We start from the raw sequence: 861 nt of genomic DNA, 5'->3' as shown, positions 1-861 counted from the left end.
CGCCGTGGTGCACGACCGCGCGGCAGGCGGGAAAGGCGGCCGAGTAATTCATCGCGTCGACGGTTTTGACGTGGTCGAAATGCGGGGCGTCGCTGAAGTCGGTGTCCGCAGAGCAGATCAGCGCCCGTTCGCCCAGTTGCGCGCAGGCCGCGCCGATCATGGCGACGGTGTCGGCGGGAGACTTGACCGGCGTGCTGCCGAAGCCGAAGAAAATCGGCGGTGTTCCCGCGGCGATCCACGACGCGACCTCCTCGTCGGCGTCCGTGGTCAACTCCATCGTCAGCGCCCCGACGACCGGCCGTTGGCCGTTCCATTTCGCCCATTCGGCCGCCAGCCCCGGAAAGCACACCTCGTCGTAGGCCTGGATTTCCAGCGATGCGCGCTCGGTGATGCGTCGCGCCGCAGAGCGCCTCGCCTTCGGCAGGCCCAGTTCGCGGCGCTGCACGTCATCGAAGTTCTTCACCCCGCGCCAACTCACCCACTCGTACAGCCGCACCGCGTAACGGCCCAGCGACGGTGACAGGAATGGCAGGACCTGTCCGTTGACCCGCACCGGGGCGAGATGCAGGGTGGCCAGCGGAATGTCGTAGTACTCGGCGACATTGGCGGCGGGCTGTTCGAAATTCAGAAACGTGACCAGCAGGTCGGACCCGGCCGCCAGCGTCCGCAGTGTCGCGGTGATTTGCTCCCAGTGCCGGGTGACGGACTGCCCGATGTCGCGCCACGACCTGACCAGATCTCGGATCTTCCAGAATTTGCGGAACACACGCGTCCAGAAGTCGCGGTGCGAACTCCACCACTCCCGCGTATCGGGCCCGTAGGCGACGGCCGACAGCCCAGCCGACTCGGCAAAGTCGACCA

At 66.8% G+C, this 861-nt stretch carries 1 protein-coding gene; it reads right to left on the bottom strand.

Going from position 1 to position 861, the window contains the following annotated elements:
• Window positions 1–861: glycosyltransferase (locus tag A5736_RS15675; RefSeq protein WP_076247230.1), on the bottom strand; the 861-nt coding region annotated here is incomplete at both ends.

Origin of the sequence: Mycobacterium sp. SP-6446 (assembly GCF_001954045.1) — a bacterium.
Classification (GTDB): domain Bacteria; phylum Actinomycetota; class Actinomycetes; order Mycobacteriales; family Mycobacteriaceae; genus Mycobacterium.
Note: the sequence above shows the minus strand (reverse complement) of the source record. Positions and strands in the feature narration are given on the sequence as shown.